This is a genomic window from Paenibacillus xylanivorans, assembly GCF_001280595.1.
Taxonomy (GTDB): Bacteria; Bacillota; Bacilli; order Paenibacillales; family Paenibacillaceae; genus Paenibacillus; species Paenibacillus xylanivorans.
In genome coordinates this window covers 1096-1595 of sequence record NZ_LITU01000034.1, presented here as the reverse complement: position 1 = coordinate 1595, position 500 = coordinate 1096, and the positions used below count along the sequence as shown (strand labels likewise).

Below are 500 nucleotides of genomic sequence, written 5' to 3'. Positions count from 1 at the left end.
CAATCTCCAGGTCATATCCCGTTGCTCCAGTTACTGCATTCCATTTCAAAGCTATTGCTACATTCGTTACGGAGGTAATAGTCAGTCCAGTAACAGAGGTAGGCAATGTGCTTTGCGTCAAAATGGCTGTCCATGCACTTGTGTTGGTGTAGGTCAAAGCCCGTACACGATATTTATGTGCTGTTCCTGCAAGCAAGCCGCTATGCGTGTACGATTCGCTCACTGTCCCCACAACCACACCATCAGCCTCTACTTCATATTTTGTAGCGTCAGCGATTTCTACCCATGTCAGATTAATAGCCGTCTCTTCCGATGTGGCTTTCAATACTGGGGTGTTCAATTGCGTGGTTCCGCTGATTAAATCACTCCATGTTCCTACTCCCGCGGCATTCTTAGAACGGATGCGGAAGGTGTGATCTGTGTTGGCTGCAAAACCACTTTTCGTGTAGGCAGTAGCAGTTGTGGATACTACGGTGCCATCTATCTCCAGATCATATCCG

General features: G+C 47.6%; 1 protein-coding gene. It reads right to left on the bottom strand.

Going from position 1 to position 500, the window contains the following annotated elements; all coding sequences use genetic code 11:
- A partial coding sequence (locus tag AMS66_RS33090) for a fibronectin type III domain-containing protein (protein ID WP_407944519.1) occupies positions 1 to 500 on the bottom strand: 500 nt, incomplete at both ends.